At 64.1% G+C, this 16,069-nt stretch carries 15 protein-coding genes; 6 read left to right on the forward strand and 9 right to left on the reverse strand.

Annotation, left to right across the window (positions count from 1 at the left end; translation table 11 throughout):
• Window positions 1–73: 73 nt before the first annotated feature.
• From P6U30_RS01895 to ccmA, 5 genes are all read right to left on the reverse strand, one after another.
• Window positions 74–667: a DsbE family thiol:disulfide interchange protein gene (locus P6U30_RS01895; RefSeq protein WP_407167865.1), complete on the reverse strand. Its 594-nt coding sequence runs from the start codon at window positions 665–667 to the stop codon at window positions 74–76.
• The gene (gene ccmD, locus P6U30_RS01900; protein ID WP_407167866.1) at window positions 664–843 is read right to left on the reverse strand and encodes a heme exporter protein CcmD; all 180 of its coding nucleotides are present in this window, start codon (window positions 841–843) and stop codon (window positions 664–666) included. The genes P6U30_RS01895 and ccmD overlap by 4 nt, the downstream gene beginning before the upstream one ends.
• Window positions 844–845: 2 nt before the next feature.
• Window positions 846–1,637, reverse strand: coding sequence for a heme ABC transporter permease (locus tag P6U30_RS01905; RefSeq protein WP_407170658.1), 792 nt, complete (start codon window positions 1,635–1,637; stop codon window positions 846–848).
• A gap of 76 nt (window positions 1,638–1,713) precedes the next feature.
• A complete protein-coding gene (gene ccmB, locus P6U30_RS01910; RefSeq protein WP_407167867.1) occupies window positions 1,714–2,382 on the reverse strand; it encodes a heme exporter protein CcmB in 669 nt (222 codons plus the stop codon).
• 316 nt (window positions 2,383–2,698) lie between these two features.
• Window positions 2,699–3,301 (reverse strand): heme ABC exporter ATP-binding protein CcmA, encoded by a 603-nt coding sequence (gene ccmA / locus P6U30_RS01915; RefSeq protein ID WP_407167868.1) that lies wholly within the window; start codon window positions 3,299–3,301, stop codon window positions 2,699–2,701.
• 237 nt (window positions 3,302–3,538) lie between these two features.
• Between ccmA and acnA the strand changes: the two genes are divergently transcribed.
• The 3 genes from acnA to P6U30_RS01930 all read left to right on the forward strand — a co-directional run bounded on the left by acnA (window position 3,539) and on the right by P6U30_RS01930 (window position 8,213).
• A complete protein-coding gene (acnA, locus tag P6U30_RS01920; RefSeq protein ID WP_407167869.1) occupies window positions 3,539–6,259 on the forward strand; it encodes an aconitate hydratase AcnA in 2,721 nt (906 codons plus the stop codon).
• 247 nt (window positions 6,260–6,506) lie between these two features.
• Window positions 6,507–7,268: a DUF1223 domain-containing protein gene (locus P6U30_RS01925; RefSeq protein WP_407167870.1), complete on the forward strand. Its 762-nt coding sequence runs from the start codon at window positions 6,507–6,509 to the stop codon at window positions 7,266–7,268.
• Between the two features lie 555 nt (window positions 7,269–7,823).
• Window positions 7,824–8,213: a DUF2794 domain-containing protein gene (locus P6U30_RS01930; protein ID WP_407167871.1), complete on the forward strand. Its 390-nt coding sequence runs from the start codon at window positions 7,824–7,826 to the stop codon at window positions 8,211–8,213.
• Window positions 8,214–8,303: 90 nt separating this feature from the next.
• On the opposite strand, the gene P6U30_RS01935 is transcribed toward P6U30_RS01930, so the two are convergent.
• The 4 genes from P6U30_RS01935 to P6U30_RS01950 all read right to left on the reverse strand — a co-directional run bounded on the left by P6U30_RS01935 (window position 8,304) and on the right by P6U30_RS01950 (window position 13,232).
• Window positions 8,304–8,834, reverse strand: a complete 531-nt coding sequence (locus P6U30_RS01935) for a GNAT family N-acetyltransferase (RefSeq protein WP_407167872.1) — start codon at window positions 8,832–8,834, stop codon at window positions 8,304–8,306.
• Window positions 8,835–8,919: 85 nt separating this feature from the next.
• A complete protein-coding gene (locus tag P6U30_RS01940; RefSeq protein ID WP_407167873.1) occupies window positions 8,920–9,711 on the reverse strand; it encodes a Bax inhibitor-1/YccA family protein in 792 nt (263 codons plus the stop codon).
• A 234-nt stretch (window positions 9,712–9,945) separates the two neighbouring features.
• Window positions 9,946–12,516, reverse strand: coding sequence for an ABC transporter permease (locus P6U30_RS01945; RefSeq protein WP_407167874.1), 2,571 nt, complete (start codon window positions 12,514–12,516; stop codon window positions 9,946–9,948).
• Window positions 12,513–13,232 carry an ABC transporter ATP-binding protein gene (locus P6U30_RS01950; protein WP_407167875.1) on the reverse strand — a complete coding sequence of 240 codons (720 nt, stop codon included), beginning with the start codon at window positions 13,230–13,232 and terminating at the stop codon, window positions 12,513–12,515. Before P6U30_RS01950 ends, P6U30_RS01945 begins: the two co-directional genes overlap by 4 nt.
• Before the next feature lie 55 nt (window positions 13,233–13,287).
• On the opposite strand from P6U30_RS01950, the gene P6U30_RS01955 reads away from it, so the two are divergent.
• From P6U30_RS01955 to zapE, 3 genes are all read left to right on the forward strand, one after another.
• Entirely contained in the window at window positions 13,288–13,923 is a 636-nt protein-coding gene (locus P6U30_RS01955; protein WP_407170659.1) for an arylesterase, read from the forward strand.
• A gap of 167 nt (window positions 13,924–14,090) precedes the next feature.
• Window positions 14,091–14,627, forward strand: coding sequence for an RNA 2',3'-cyclic phosphodiesterase (thpR, locus tag P6U30_RS01960; protein WP_407149753.1), 537 nt, complete (start codon window positions 14,091–14,093; stop codon window positions 14,625–14,627).
• Between the two features lie 132 nt (window positions 14,628–14,759).
• Window positions 14,760–15,947, forward strand: coding sequence for a cell division protein ZapE (gene zapE, locus P6U30_RS01965; RefSeq protein WP_407167876.1), 1,188 nt, complete (start codon window positions 14,760–14,762; stop codon window positions 15,945–15,947).
• Window positions 15,948–16,069 lie beyond the last annotated feature (122 nt).

Genomic DNA, 16,069 nt, shown 5'->3' on the forward strand with positions numbered 1-16,069 from the left:
AAATTCCCGCTTCGCGCGAATTTCGACCTCTCCCCGTAAAGCACGGGGAGAGGTGAACGCACGCAGTAGTCGATCACGTCCCGGCGGCCAGCGCCTTCTCGATCTCGGCCTTGAGCACGGTGTTGACGTTATCAGGGGTCACTGGGCCGACCAGCTTGTAGACGATCTTACCCTCGCGGCCGACCACGAACGTCTCGGGCACGCCGTAGACGCCCCATTCGATCGAGGCGCGGCCGTTGCCGTCGACGCCGACGATGCCGAACGGATTGCCGTAGCGGCCGAGAAAGCGCCGGGCGTTGTCGGGCGCATCCTTGTAGTTGATGCCGATGATCTGGAATCGCTTGTCCTTGCCGAGGTCGGTCAGCAGCGGCGCCTCGTCGTGGCAGGGCACGCACCAGGATGCCCAGACGTTGACGACGCTGACCTTGCCCTTGAACACGGTGGGATCGAGACCCGGAACCGGTGCGCCGTCCTTCGTGAGGCCGTCGAGCGCCGGCAGCGCCGTCTGCGGCGCCGGGCGGCCGATCAACGCCGACGGAATTTTCGAGGGATCGTCGCCATAGAGCCGCAGCAAGAACAGGCCGGCAAGCCCGAGGAAGATGATCAGCGGCAGCGCCAGCAGCCAGCGTCGGCCCTGCGGCGGGGAATCGGTCACCTGCTCGCTCATCGGATCTCTCTCGTGCTGCGCCCGGAGCGCCGCGTCACGCCGCTGGCCTCGATCTCCTTGAGGCGGGCCTGCTGCCGGCGATAGTCGGTGACGATCCAGAGGATCAACAGCAGCACCACGGCTGCCACCAGCGCATAGGACGTCACGATGAAGGGGGCGTAGGGTCCGAGCGACATCGTCAGGCCGCCCCAATTTCGTTCGACGCGCTTCCTTCACGCGAACCGGTGCCCACTTCGCTCGTAAACGCAATGCGGCTGGCCTGCATCATCTGCAGGCTGCGCACACGGCGGCGCAGGATTTCGTTGCGCATCGCCGCCACGTGCAGCGTGACGAATAGAAGTGTGAAGGCGAGTGCCATCACCAGCAGCGGCCACAGGAACGCCTTGTCGAGCGTCGAGCCGCCCATGCGGAACACGGAGGCCGGCTGGTGCAGCGTGCTCCACCAATCGACCGAGAACTTGATGATCGGGATGTTGATCGCGCCGACCAAAGTGAGGATCGCCGCCGCCCGCGCCGCGCGCGAGGGATCCTCCACCGCCCGCCACAGCGCCATCAGGCCGAGATACATCAGGAACAGGATCAGCACCGAGGTCAGCCGCGCATCCCACTCCCAATAGGTGCCCCACATCGGCCGGCCCCAGAGCGAGCCGGTGACCAGCGCGAGGAAGGTGAAGGCGGCACCGATCGGCGCTGCGGCCTTCGCCGCGACATCGGCCAGCGGATGGCGCCACACCAGTGTGCCGAGCGCGGCCACGCTCATGACGCCCCAGACGAACATCGACAGCCAGGCGTTCGGCACGTGGATGAACATGATCTTCACCGTGGCACCCTGCTGGTAGTCGTCGGGCGCCATGGCCGATTGATAGAGGCCGATCGCGAGCAGGATCGCGGTCGCGCCGGCCAGCCAGGGCAGGATGCGTGCAGTCAGCGCCAGAAATCTGGTCGGGTTGGCGAGGTCGATCAGCGTCATGGCATCCTGATAGTCGTCTGATGTGTCGCAGGCAATTGGCCGAAGTCCTCTCGTCAAGAATTGATCGGGCGCAGGGTCAGTCCAGCCCGTGCCGCAGGCTCTCGGCTGCGGCAAACGGGCCGATCACGAAGCTGATGAGCGACAGCGCGCAGAGGATGGAAAACGGTGTTCCGAACGGCACCGGGCCGGATATCGCGGCCTGCGAGGCCGCAACGCCGAAGATCAGCACGGGAATCGACAGCGGCAGCACCAGCACCGCCAGCAACAGCCCCCCGCGATGCAGTGTCACGGCCAGTGCCGCGCCGATCATGCCGGTGAAGGTCAGCGCCGGCGTTCCCGCGAGCAGCGTCAGCGCGACCGCCGACGTCGCGGTGCTGTCTAGATTGAGCAGCAGGCCAAGGACAGGCGTCGCCACGATCAGCGGCAGGCCCGCCGCGAGCCAGTGCGCCAGCGCCTTGGCCGCGCAGGCGAGTTCCAACGGCGTCCGGCTCATCACGAGGAGATCGAGCGAGCCGTCGTCATGGTCGGCCATGAACAGGCGGTCGAGAGTGAGCAGGCTTGCCAGCAACGCGCCGAGCCAGAGGATCGCCGGGCCGAGCCGCGACAGCAGCGCGAGATCCGGTCCCACCGCGAACGGCATCAGCACCGTGACGGCCAAGAAGAACAGCACGCCGATCAGCGCGCCGCCGCCGACGCGCAGCGCGATCCTGATGTCGCGACGGATCAATGCAGCGAGGGCGCTCATGCGGCGTATCCGGTCTGATCGCGTCGCGAATAGCGGTCGCGCCGCATCAAGACTGCGCTCCCTCCCTCCTTGCGGAGGAGGGCGGGGGAGAGGGGTAGCCCCAGGCGAGATGTTTGATGGGAACGTCGCGCCTTCAATCTCGGTCGCGCGTCGTCAAAGCCCGATCGGATAGAGCATGCCGTGTGGCACCCCTCTCCATAGCCGAAGCTTCGCTTCGGCGTTCTTACGAACGGCCGCCGAAGGCGGCCTATGCCCTCCCCCGCAAGGGGGGAGGGGACGGAGAGACTTCTGCTGAGTGACAAGAGGGACAACACGCTCACCCCGCACCTCCCATCCGCAGGTCGCGCGAGTCGAGTCCGAGCGGTAGGTGGGTCGCGGCGATGATGATTCCGCCGCCCGCGAGATGATCGCGCATCAATCCGACGAACAGCTCATGGCCGGCAGCATCGAGCGCTGATGTCGGCTCGTCGAGCAGCCACACCGGCCGTCGCACTGACAACAGGCGCGCGATCGACAGCCGGCGGCGCTGGCCGGCGGAGAGATAGGCTGCCGGCAGATGCGCAGCGTGATCCAGCGCCACGGCGGCGAGGCACTGTTCGGCGTCCTCCGCCTTGCCGCCGAGGAATTCGCGCCAGAACGACAGATTCTCAAGCACGCTGAGCGCCGGCTTCAGCGCATCGCGATGGCCGAGATAGTGTGCCTGTTCGGGCAGGCTCAGTTCGACATCGCCGCCGTCCAATGCGACCGCGCCCTCGACGGGAACCAGGAGCCCCGCAATGACGCGCAGGAGCGACGTCTTGCCCGAGCCGTTCGGACCCGTGACAGCGACGATCTCGCCGGAGGAGGCCGAAAAATCCAGACCGGAAAATACCTCGCGGCCGCCACGCACGCATGTCAGATTTCGCCCCGAGAGCCGCATGTTGCTCCTTGTCACAGCCCTCTGAAATCTTTGGCTACCGCGTGAGAATTTTTGGGTCGCGCAATGCTGTCGCACGCTTGTCGGTGTGGCGGCGCTTCTAGAAAGATTCTATAAGCCCGGAACTTGATGCAGCACACAGTCGGCGGCCGCAAGTCACCTGGCCGATCCTCACGGCCGGCGCGGTCGACGGTGTTAAAATACCTCTCATGGGTATAACTGAGAATTGGGATTCCTCGCATGACCTCGCTCGACAGCTTCAAATGCCGCAAGACCATGAAGGTCGGTGGCAAGACCTACGTCTATTACAGCCTGCCCCAGGCAGAGAAGAACGGACTGAAGGGTATCTCGAAGCTGCCGTATTCGATGAAGGTTCTGCTGGAGAACCTGCTGCGCAACGAGGACGGCCGCACGGTCAAAAAGGACGACATCGTCGCGGTGTCGAAGTGGCTGAAGAAGCGCCAGCTCGAGCATGAGATCGCCTTCCGTCCGGCGCGCGTGCTGATGCAGGACTTCACCGGCGTTCCGGCCGTGGTCGATCTCGCGGCGATGCGCAACGCGATGCAGAAGCTCGGCGGCGATGCCGAGAAGATCAACCCGCTGGTGCCGGTCGATCTCGTGATCGATCACTCCGTGATCGTCAACTTCTTCGGCGACAACAAGGCGTTCGCGAAGAACGTGGTCGAGGAATACAAGCAGAACCAGGAGCGCTACGAGTTCCTGAAGTGGGGCCAGAAGGCGTTCTCGAACTTCTCGGTGGTGCCGCCCGGCACCGGCATCTGCCACCAGGTCAATCTCGAATATCTCGCGCAGACGGTGTGGACCAAGAAAGAGAAGATGACGGTCGGCAAGAAGACCGGCACCTTCGAGGTCGCCTATCCCGACTCGCTGGTCGGCACCGATTCGCACACCACGATGGTCAACGGCCTCGCCGTGCTCGGCTGGGGCGTCGGCGGCATCGAGGCGGAAGCCTGCATGCTCGGCCAGCCGCTGTCGATGCTGCTGCCGGAAGTGGTCGGCTTCAAGCTCAAGGGTCAGCTCAAGGAAGGCGTCACCGCCACCGACCTCGTGCTGACGGTTACCCAGATGCTGCGCAAGCAGGGTGTGGTCGGCAAGTTCGTCGAATTCTTTGGCCCCGGTCTCGACTATCTGTCGGTCGCGGACAAGGCGACCATCGGCAACATGGCGCCCGAATACGGCGCGACCTGCGGCTTCTTCCCGGTGGACGCTGCGACCATCGACTACTTGAAGACCTCGGGCCGCAAGGCCGATCGCGTCAAGCTGGTGCAGTCCTACGCCAAGGCGCAGGGCCTGTTCCGCACCGCCAACTCGGCTGATCCGGTGTTCACCACCACGCTGACGCTGGACCTCGGCGACGTCGTGCCGTCGATGGCCGGACCGAAGCGCCCCGAGGGCCGCATCGCGTTGCCATCGGTCGCCTCCGGTTTCGCCAGCGCACTGGTCAACGAGTACAAGAAGCCTGATGGTGAGGAAAAGCGCTACGCCGTCGAGGGCCGCGATTTCGAGCTCGGCCATGGCGACGTCGTGATCGCCGCGATCACCTCCTGCACCAACACTTCGAACCCGAGCGTGTTGATCGGCGCCGGCCTGTTGGCGCGCAATGCGGCTGCCAAGGGCCTGAAGGCCAAGCCGTGGGTGAAGACCTCGCTCGCGCCGGGCAGCCAGGTGGTTGCGGAATATCTCGCCAATTCCGGCCTGCAGAAGGATCTCGACAAGGTCGGCTTCAACCTGGTCGGCTTCGGCTGCACCACTTGCATCGGCAATTCCGGCCCGCTGCCGGAAGAGATCTCGAAGTCGATCAACGACAACGGCATTGTCGCCGCCGCCGTGCTGTCGGGCAACCGCAACTTCGAAGGCCGCGTCTCGCCCGACGTGCAGGCGAACTACCTCGCTTCGCCGCCGCTCGTCGTGGCGCATGCGCTCGCCGGCACCGTGACCAAGGATCTCGCGGTCGAGCCGCTCGGCATCGGCAAGGACGGCAAGCCAGTGTTCCTGAAGGACATCTGGCCGACGGCGAAAGAGATCAACGCCTTCATGAAGAAGTACGTCACCGCGACGATCTTCAAGAAGAAGTACGCCGATGTGTTCAAGGGCGATACCAACTGGCGCAAGATCAAGACCACCGAAAGCGAGACCTATCGCTGGAACATGAGCTCGACCTATGTGCAGAACCCGCCTTACTTCGAAGGCATGAAGAAGGAGCCCGAACCGATCACCGACGTGGTCGATGCGCGGATCCTCGCGATGTTCGGCGACAAGATCACGACCGACCACATCTCGCCGGCCGGTTCGATCAAGCTCACCTCGCCCGCCGGCAAGTTCCTGAGCGAGCACCAGGTGCGCCCTGCCGACTTCAACCAGTACGGCACGCGCCGCGGCAACCATGAAGTGATGATGCGCGGCACCTTCGCCAACATCCGCATCAAGAACTTCATGCTGAAGGGCGCCGACGGGAATATTCCGGAAGGCGGATTGACCAAGCACTGGCCCGACGGCGAGCAGATGTCGATCTACGACGCGGCGATGAAGTACCAGCACGAGGGCGTGCCGCTGGTGGTGTTCGCCGGTGCAGAATACGGCAACGGCTCGTCGCGCGACTGGGCCGCGAAGGGCACACGGCTGCTCGGGGTGCGCGCGGTGATCTGCCAGAGCTTCGAGCGCATCCATCGCTCCAACCTGGTCGGCATGGGTGTGCTTCCGCTCACCTTCCAGGAAGGCACGTCATGGTCCTCGCTCGGTCTCAAGGGCGACGAGACGGTCACGATCCGCGGGCTCCAGGGTGATCTGAAGCCGCGCCAGACGTTGACTGCCGAGATCACCTCGAATGGCGGGGGCAAGAAGGAAGTCCCGCTGCTCTGCCGGATCGATACGCTCGACGAGCTCGATTACTATCGCAACGGCGGCATCCTGCATTTTGTGCTGCGCAAACTCGCCGCCTAGGCCCTTTGTTTGAGCATGATCTCCGCGCAAACGCCTTGCGTTTGTCGCGGGGGAAAACTGCTTCACACTTTTCCGGATCATGCTCCAACGCGGATTTGTGATCAGTGCCTCACTGCTTAGTGAGTAGCGGCTAAAAAGAAGGCGGCCTATGAAAAGGCCGCTTTCTCGCGTTTTGGGGCACGCGGTTCAGGGACAACTTCATGCTCCGTACAAATACGGATGGAAATCATCACGACTGGTTCGCAGTATGACAGCGATGATGGCCTATAATCGTATCTCGCGATGGTCCAGCGCGCTCGGCATCTGCGCAATCGTCGCAATCATCCGCCCCGCTCACGCCGATCCGCGTGCCGTCGTCGAACTCTTCACCTCACAGGGATGCTCGTCCTGTCCGCCAGCGGACAAGATCATCGGCGATCTTGCGAAGGATCCGAGCGTCATCGCGCTCAGCATGCCGATCGACTATTGGGACTATCTCGGCTGGAAGGATACGCTGGCCGATTCGCGCTTCAGTGCGCGCCAGAAAGCCTATTCGCATATGCGCGGCGATCGCGATGTCTACACGCCGCAGGCCGTGATCAACGGCTCGGCGCATGTGATCGGCAGCGATCGCGCTTCCATCGAAAGCGCCATCAAGGACACCGACAGGAGCGCCGGCGTGATGTCGGTGCCGGTGTCGATGACACTGACGGGCAAGCAGATCAATGTTTCGGTGGCGGCGTCCAAGTCGCCGGCGGTATCGCGCGGCGAAGTCTGGATCTGCTCGATCTCGAAATCGGTGCCGATCTCGATCGGACGCGGCGAGAATCGCGGCCGCGAAATCACCTACCACAATGTCGTCCGCAATCTGCTGAAGGTCGGCGACTGGAACGGTTCGTCCGGAAGCTGGACCGTGCCGTTGGAGAACATCACGCGCGAGGGCGTCGACGCCGCCGCCGTGTATGTCCAGGACGGCAGTCGGGACAGGCCGGGCCCGATGCTCGGCGCGGCATTCACCTCACTGCACTAAAGTGCGTATGATTGCCTTTTGAGGTCGGCGTCACGCTTTGAGTGAATGCCAGCCTTCGATCGCGTGCCAACGCGCGCTGTCTTCCCGAGACATGGGCGTCGATATCCGTCCCGAAATCTGTTGCGGTGAGGGCGGCTCAACTCTGCGCGTTTCGATCGCGCGTGAGTATCGCCAAAAACAAAAAGGACCAACTTTCGTTGGCCCAGTGTTGGGGATCAACTCCCCCCGCGTACAGGCCCGATCCCGACGGCCCCGGGGGGCTGGGGGCTGAGGAATCCGGAACCGAAAGGACCGGGCCAACGCAGGGTTCTCTTTTCGCAGAGCAGCGGGGCAGGCGGTGGGCGGAAGTTGGGCAGCAATATGATTCTGCTAACGTTCCCGTGACTCTTTTTCGGACAATCCGTCGCGCTCCGACATGGTTTACGCCTGCTTTGCATTGCGAATGGCCCCTTGCGATGCCCCTCGCTTAGCGCGATCATGTCAGCCTCGTGACGATCCCGGAGAGGGACACCGGCCTTCGGAATAGGTCGTCACCGGGATGACAGGAGGCGCTCGATGAGTTTGATGTCGGAGGACACTGATCCGAGCGGGATGCGTGCCGTGGCGCGCCCCGCCGCCGCGGCCCAGCCCAACCGCGTGACCTTCAATCGACTTGAGCTCAACCGCATTCTCAACCTGTATGGCCGCATGGTCGCCGATGGCGAGTGGCGCGACTACGCGATCGACTTTCTGAAGGAGCGCGCCGTGTTCTCGGTGTTTCGCCGGGCCTCCGAAGTGCCGATCTACCGGATCGAGAAGGACCCGCGCCTCGCGCGCAAGCAGGGCATGTACAGCGTGATCTCGGCGACAGGCCTGATCCTGCGCCGCGGTCATGAGCTGGAGCGCGTATTGCTCGTGATCGATCGCAAGCTGGCACTGGCTAGGCGGGCCAATTCAACGCTGTAACCCGGATGGAGCGAAAGCGTAATCCGGGTCTGTGTCCGCGGATAAACTAGCCCCGGATTTCGCTTGCGCTCCATCCGGTACGGATCTTGGCTAATCGGTCGGCACCGTTCCGGCACCTTCGCCGAGCTCGCGCTGCATCATCACCGTATCGAGCCAGCGGCCGAACTTCAGGCCGACGTTTGGATGCGTCCCGATCATCTGGAACCCGCATCTGCGATGCACGCCGATCGAGCCGGCGTTGGCGGAATCGCCGATCACGGCGACCATCTGCCGGAAGCCGCGGGCTCCGCATTCGGCGATCAGGCGCTCCATCAGTTGCAGGCCGATGCCGCGGCGATGGATCGCGGGATCCAGATAGACCGAGTTCTCGACCGTGAAGCGGTAAGCCGGTCGAGGCCGATAGGGGCCGGCATAGGCATAGCCGACGACGCGTCCCTCGTGCACGGCAACGAAGTAGGGAAAGCCGCCATCGATCAGCGCTCGGTAGCGGCGGGTCATCTCGGTGAGGTCGGGTGGGATCAGCTCGAACGTGGCGGTGCCGAAACGCACCGCCTGCTCATAGATCGCGGTGATGGAAGGAAGGTCCGCCTCAACGGTCGGCCTGATTTCCGGATTGGACATGGCGCGACACTATTTTTGCTCCGCGCAAAAGAAAAGCCCCGGCCAATTGGGCCGGGGCTTCGATCTGTCCGTTCGACGTTGCGCGTCAGTCGCGCTGGCCGAGGAGCTGCAGCAGCAGCGTGAACAGGTTGATGAAGTTCAGGTAGAGCGAGAGGGCACCGGTGATCGCCGCACGCTCTGCCATCGCGCCGCCCTGCGAGGCGTAGCCATAGATGTAGTCGTTCTTCAGCCGCTGGGTGTCCCAGGCGGTGAGGCCTGCGAACACCAGCACGCCGACCACCGACACGATGAACTGCAGCGCCGAGCTCGCCAGGAACAGGTTGACCAGGCTGGCGATGATGATGCCGATCAGGCCCATGAACAGGAACGAGCCCATGCCGCTCATGTCACGCTTGGTGGTGTAGCCGTAAAGGCTGAGCGCACCGAACGTCGCCGCGGTGATGAAGAACACGCGCACGATCGAGGTGTGCGTGTACACCAGGAAGATCGACGACAGCGACAGGCCCATCAGCGCCGAGAACACCCAGAACAGCAACTGGGCGGTCGAGGGCGCCAGACGGTTGATGCCGGCCGAGATGACGAACACCATCACCAAGGGCGCGAGGATGAACAGCCACTTCAGCGGGCTGACGAACATCGCGTAGCCGAACTGCGTCAGATAGGCATTGCCAAACTTCGCGACGGCGGCGGACGGATCGCCGGTCACCGCAGCCATGTAGACACCGAGCGCGGCAAGGCCGGTGATGGCCAGGCCGATGCTCATGTAGTTGTAGATGCGCAGCATGTAGGCGCGCAGACCGGCGTCGACGGCCGCAGCGTCAATGCGCCCGGCGGCCCGGCCGAAAGGAGAAGCGTAGTTGCGGTCTAGGTCCGACATGGTCGAATTCCCGTGGTTGGTCCCGGTGGAGCGCAAGGGATTTGCGGCGCCGGTCGTAAATCTATCTCAGATGGCGCGGTTTGCCGAACATTAATTCGGTGTCATCAAACCGATCATCCGACCCGGTTGGTATGTGGGAAATTAACACATCCGACGCAAGCTTCCACGCGCGGCCGAATGTCGCTCTGGCCCGGCATTTGCAGTGAAATACGGTGTCGCCGGCGCTACAAATTGTCACAAATTCCGCAGCACCGAGGCGGGTTTCTGATTCAGCGCCAGCAGCGTTCCGGCCAGTCCCAATCCGACCGTGACGACCAATGCTGCGACCACGACCAGCGCGGCGCTTCCGGCCTGCCAGATGAAGCTCAGTGTCATGAGCCGCGTCACGATCAACCAGGCCGCGATCGAACCGGCGATGACGCCGAACGCGGCAGTTGCAAAACCGATCATCAGGTACTCCAGCGCGTAGGCGCCGAGCAGTCGTGCTCGCGTGGCGCCCAGCGTCTTGAGGATCACGGCATCGTAGACGCGGTGGCGATGGCCGGCAGCCAATGCTCCGCCCAGCACCAGGATGGCGGAGATCAGCGTCACGGCGCTGGCGCCGCGGATCGCCAGCACAAGGTTGCTGACGACGCTGCCGATCGTCTCCAGCGCCTCGCGGACACGCACGCTCGTCACCATCGGGAAGGCGTCGGCGACCTGCTTGATGATGCGGGCGTCCTCGACGGAACCCGGATGTGGCTCCGTCAGGGTCGCGACATGGCTGTGCGGCGCGCCCTTGAAAGCATTCGGCGAGAACACCAGCACGAAGTTGATGCCGAGTCCCTGCCAGTCGATATTGCGGAGGTTGGCGATTTTCGCCGGGACGTCGCGGCCGAGCACATTGACGACGATCTCGTCACCGATCTTCAGGCCCAAGCCATCGGCGATCTTCTTCTCCATCGAGACCAGCGGAGGGCCACTGTAGTCGGGACCCCACCATTCCCCCTCGACAATCTTCGAGCCTTTGGGAACTTGGCCGGTGTAGGTCAGGCCGCGGTCGCTCTGCAGCACCCATTCCGAGTCCACTGTCGGCTTGAGCTGGTCGGCTTTCACGCCGCGGGCCGCGACGATGCGCCCGCGCAGCATCGGCACGTCCTCGACCGTCGAATCCGGTGAGATCTGCTTGAGGAAGCTGCCGAAGCGGTCGGCCTCGGTGGAAGGAATATCGATGAAGAAGAACGACGGCGCCCGCTCCGGCAGCGCCGCCAGAAACTGGCGGCGCAGGTTGCCGTCGATCTGGGTGATGGTGACGAGCACCGCAAGCCCAAGGCCCAGCGACAGCACGACCGACGGGGTCAGCGCTCCGGGCCGATGGATGTTGGCGATCGCGAGCCGCAGCATGGTCATGCGGCTGCGTGGCAGCCGCCGCGCTGCGGCCATCAGCAGTTCGGCAATTCCGCGCAGCAGCAGGAACACCGCGATCGAGGCGATGACGAACACGGTGGCAACCCGCTTGTCGTAGGACAGCCCGATCGCAACAGTGATCAGCAGGGCGATCACGACTGCCATCAGCGCGAGATAGCTCCAGCGCGGGCGATGCCATTCGCTGGTGACGGTCTCGCGGAACAGCGCGGCCACCGGCACGTCGTGGACCCGGCCGAGCGGCCACAGGCCGAAGGCGAGCGCGGTGAGCTGGCCGTAGATGAAGGCGAGCGCAAGCTCATCCGGATGCACGGCCGGCACCACCGGCAACGGCAGCAGCGTGCCGAACAGGCCGACGATCGCGAACGGCAGCGCGGCGCCGAGCGTAAGACCGATCACCGAGCCGATTCCGGCCAGCACGACCACCTGGGTGAGATAGATCGTGAAGACGTCGCGGCCGGTGGCGCCGAGCGCCTTGAAGGAGGCGATGACGTCGCGGCGGCGGTCGATATGGCTCTTCACGGCATTGGCAACGCCGACGCCGCCGACCAGCAGCGCGGCAAGGCCGACCAGGGTCAGGAATTGCGTGAAGCGGTTGATGCTGCGTTCGAGCTGCGGCGAGGCATTGCTGCGGCTACGGACTTCCCAGCCAGCTTCGGGCGCTGCGTTACGCGCGCCGTCGATCAATGCCGTGGTGGAGCGATCGTCGTTGGCGCCGTCAGGCAGTTTCACGCGATAGATCCAGCGCACCAGACTGCCCGGCTGCAGCAGGTCGGTGGCGCGCAGACTGGCTTCGCTGACCAGGAAGCGCGGGCCGAGGCCGACGCCGCCGGAAAGCTTGTCCGGCTCGGCTGCGACCACACTGCGGATCTGATAGGTCGCGCTGCCGACAGTGACGCGGTCGCCGAGCTTGAGGTCGAGCCGTGCCAGCAAGGTCGAATCGACTGCTGCGCCATAGGCGCCGTCGCGCTCGGCGAGGAGATCGGCGAGCGACAGGTTCGGCTCGAGCATGAGTTCGCCGAGCATCGGATATTTGCCGTCGACTGCCTTGAGCTCGACCAGCGCCAGCTTGCCGTCGTTGCTGCGCGCCATCGCGCGGAGCGTGGCTGCGATCGAGACCTCGCCGCGCGTGCGCAGGAATGCAACCTCGTTCGGCTTGGCCTCGCGCGAGATCAGCGAGAACGCGACGTCGCCGCCGAGCAAGGTGCGGCCTTCGCGCGACAGGCCTTCGCCAAGGCTCGCTGCGACCGAGCCGACGCCGGCGATCGCCATCACCCCGAGCGCAATGCAGGCGATGAAGACATAGAAGCCGCGCAGGCCGCCGCGCAGCTCGCGCATCGCGTAACGGAAGGCGAGCGACGACGCGCGGCCCTGCATCGTGACTTCGGACGCGATGCTCATGTCGCGGAGGGGCCGTCGATCCGGCCCGAGCGCAGCCGCACCACGCGATCGCAGCGCTGCGCGAGGGAGATGTCGTGCGTCACCAGCACCAGCGTCATGCCGCGCTCGGCGTGCTTGGTAAAGAGCAGATCGACGATCTGCTTTCCGGTCGCCTCATCGAGATTTCCGGTCGGCTCGTCGGCCACAAGAATCGCCGGATCGGGTGCGAGCGCGCGCGCGATCGCCACGCGCTGCTGCTCGCCGCCGGAGAGTTGCGTCGGATAGTGATGCAGGCGCTCACCGAGGCCCACCGATTGCAGCTCCTGCGCGGCGCGTGCCGCCGCATCCGCGCTGCCGGCGAGCTCGAGCGGCACCGCGACGTTCTCCAGTGCCGTCATGGTCGGGATCAGATGGAACGACTGGAAAACGATGCCGACCTGGCGGCCGCGGAAGCGCGCAAGCGCGTCCTCATCGAGGGCATTGAACGAGGTGCCGTTGACGACCACTTCTCCACTGTCAGGACGTTCGAGCCCCGCCATCACCATCAGCAAGGTCGACTTGCCCGAGCCCGACGGGCCGATCAGGCCGATGGCCTCGCCCGCCGCCACACGAAGGCTGATATCTTTCAGGATATGAACCCGTGCCGCACCGGTGCCGAGCGAGAGATTGACGTTCTTGACGGAGATGGTGTCCGGCTCGACGCCGGTCAGTGAAGAGGATTCGATGAGACTGTCCATGGTTCGGTCATATGGCACTTCCGCCGCTGCGGTCGAGGGCCGGTTGGGAATCTTCGTGCACATACTCGTGTTGCTTATGGGCTTGATGACGGCGGCAAGCGCGCAGCCGGCGGAATCCGCGAAACCGGTCAAGATGGTGGTGCTGGGTGACTCCTTGAGTGCCGGCTACGGCCTTCCGGCCGCGGCGTCGTTTCCTGTCCGCCTGCAAAAGGCGTTGGATGCCAAGGGGATAAAGGTCGATATCATCAATGCCGGGGTGTCCGGCGATACCGCCTCGGGCGGCCGCGACCGGGTCGACTGGTCGGTGCCCGAGGGAACCGATGCGGTGATCCTCGAGCTCGGCGCCAACGATGCCTTGCGCGGCACCGATCCCGCCGTCACCCGCGCCGCGCTGTCCGACATCATCACAAAGTTGAAGTCGCGCAAGATCGCGGTTCTGTTGTGCGGCATGCTCGCGCCGCCGAACTACGGCAGCGACTATGCGGCCAAGTTCAACGCGATCTATCCTGATCTCTCGAAATCCCTTGGCGTGCCGCTGTATCCGTTCTTTCTCGATGGCGTGGCCGCGGACGCCAAGCTCAATCAGGCCGACGGCATGCATCCGACGGCCGACGGAGTGGATATCGTCGTGAAGAACATCCTGCCCACGGTGGAGGCATTTGTTGGAGCATTATCCGGGCAACGCAGTTGAAATACAGGCTCTGCCGCGCGTCATGACCGTAGGTTTACGAGCTGTTAACGCATCATGCTTCGCAGAGTCATATAACTCGGGTACAAAGAGACATCGGTGATTCGTCACCGGGTCGTAACAGGGCGCGGGCTCCCAAAACTCGCGTCACAGCATCGAGGATTATTGCGATGCCGCGTCTGTTCACTGGACTGGAAATCCCGGCTGATATCGGCCAAACCCTCTCCAGCCTGCGTGGTGGCCTTCCCGGCGCTCGCTGGATCGATCCCGAAAATTACCACGTCACCCTGCGCTTCATCGGCGATATCGATGGTGTCTCGGCCAACGAGATCGCCATGATGCTGTTTCGGGTGAACCGCAAACCGTTCGAGGTGAAGCTGCAGGGCCTGTCGAGCTTTGGCGGACGCAAGCCGCGCGCGGTGGTTGCCGCCGTCGAGCCGAGCCGGCCACTGATCGAGCTGCAGGCGGAGCTCGAGCGGATGATGCAGCGGATCGGGCTTGACCCCGAGGGTCGCAAGTTCACGCCGCATGTGACGCTCGCGCGATTGCACGATGCATCGAGCCAGGACGTTGCGGATTATCTTTCCGTGCGCGGCTACTTCCCGAGCCGCACCTTCATGGCGGATCGCTTCGTGCTGTTCTCGTCACGTGCCTCGACAGGCGGTGGGCCCTACGTGGTCGAGGATTCCTACGCGCTCTGCGCGTGAGATAGCCGCCGCTTTTTCCGCGCCCGGCCGGCTCGCGCGGACGGCCGGGGCGCGCAAGATCGTGCTTCTGCATACCCGTCGCCAAAATTCGCGGCTTGCAATTTTCCGCCGGGTAGGGCCGTAAGGTGGCTCATGCTGTCCACCTCGCCCAGTTCCTTCCTTGATCATTACAAGGCCCTGGTCGCCTCCGGCGCGATCGAGGCTGATCCTGCGCAGGCGCGCGCCGCCACCGCGTTTGGCGCGCTCGATGAGCGGCTCACGAGCTACAAGCCGCAACGCAAGCAGAGCCTGTTCGGCCGGCTGTTCGGCGGCGACAGGGACGAGAAGCCGCCGCGCGGGCTCTATGTCCACGGCGAGGTCGGCCGCGGCAAGACCATGCTGATGGACTTGTTCTTCCAGCAGAGCGCGGTCGAGCACAAGCGCCGCGCGCACTTCCACGAATTCATGGCCGAGGCGCATGAGCGCATCTACGGCTATCGCCAGCAGATCGCGCGCGGCGAGATCGCCGAAGCCGACGTCATCGCGCTCACCGCGCAGGCGATCTTCGATGAGGCCTGGCTGCTTTGCTTCGACGAATTCCACGTCACCGATATCGCCGATGCGATGATCCTCGGGCGGCTGTTCGCAAAGCTGTTCGATCTCGGCACGGTCGTGGTCGCAACCTCCAACGTCGCGCCGGAGGACCTTTATAAAGGCGGCCTCAACCGCGCGCTGTTCCTGCCGTTCATCACGCAGATCTCCGACCACATGGACGTGCTGCGGCTCGACGCACGCACCGACTTCCGGCTGGAGAAGCTGTTCGGCGTGAAGATGTGGCTGGTGCCGGCGGATGATGAAGCCAACGGCGCGCTCGACGCGGCATGGCGCAAGATGACCGGCAATGCGCCGTGCAAGTCGCGCGACATCGCGATCAAGGGGCGCACGCTGCACGTGCCGTGTTCGTCGAATGGTGTCGCGCGCTTCGGCTTCGCGGATATCTGCGAGAAGCCGCTTGCGGCCTCCGACTATCTGCGGCTCGCACACGACTACCACACGATCCTGATCGACCATATTCCGGTGATGGACTACGCGCAGCGCAACGCTGCCAAGCGCTTCATCTCGCTGATCGACACGCTCTATGACAATGCGGTGAAGCTGATGGCCTCGGCCGAGGCCAACCCGGTGTCGCTTTATCTCGCGACCGACGGCATCGAGGCGATGGAGTTCAAGCGCACTGCGTCACGTCTGATCGAAATGAGTTCGGAATCCTACCTGGCGTTGCCGCACGGTCGGAAAGACTCGTCGGCGAGCGGCACGTCGACCGGTCTGGTCGAGACCTGAAGGCTGCCCTTCGGCGCGCCCGTTCCGAGCAACTTTTCGTGCGCCCGCGCGGTTATCGCTGGCATGCCTGATCGAATTCCAGGCAGGGGCGACAATTGGGCAGGCCGCGACTTGAACGTATC

Origin of the sequence: Bradyrhizobium sp. ORS 111, assembly GCF_045571485.1 — a bacterium.
Classification (GTDB): Bacteria; Pseudomonadota; Alphaproteobacteria; order Rhizobiales; family Xanthobacteraceae; genus Bradyrhizobium.